Genomic DNA, 586 nt, shown 5'->3' with positions numbered 1-586 from the left:
TCATTATCATCATTATTGTCAATAATAAAGGAATTATCATGAAAATCATCATAATTACCTGAATTAATGTTAAAATCCTCATAATTACCATTAAAAAGCGAAAAGGTTTTTTTTCGACGTTTCTCTCAAAAGGCTGTAATACGCTAGATTTTGCCGTTTTTTCGACTTTTGGGATTTTATTACTTCTGGCCTTTATTTCATTATAAATGGACTGAATAATAATTATTATCATCATTATTATCATTACTGTCATTATTTTTATGATTATTATCATTATAGTCATTATCATCATGATTATCATTATTATTATCATCATTATTGCAGTTATAATAATTATTATGCTAATTATTATTGCTATTTTTATCATTATAACTATTTATATAATGATAATAGCAATAATGATAATTTTAGAAATAATAATGACAATAATAATAATTATAATGACAATGATAATGATTTATTATTATTTCTATTGCCATTATTAGTATGAAAATTATTGGAATAGAGTTAATTATTGCTATTATTGCAGTAATTATCAAAATTATCATTATAATTAGAATTTTATCATTATTATCATTATTGTCAT

At 20.3% G+C, this 586-nt stretch carries 1 protein-coding gene; it reads right to left on the bottom strand.

Going from position 1 to position 586, the window contains the following annotated elements:
• On the bottom strand, window positions 1-367 hold a 367-nt coding region (locus H8706_RS12320; protein ID WP_262432868.1), incomplete at its 3' end, for a hypothetical protein.
• Between the last annotated feature and the right edge of the window lie 219 nt (window positions 368-586).

Origin of the sequence: Qingrenia yutianensis, from assembly GCF_014385105.1 — a bacterium.
GTDB classification, from domain to species: domain Bacteria; phylum Bacillota; class Clostridia; order UMGS1810; family UMGS1810; genus Qingrenia; species Qingrenia yutianensis.
Note: the sequence above shows the minus strand (reverse complement) of the source record. Positions and strands in the feature narration are given on the sequence as shown.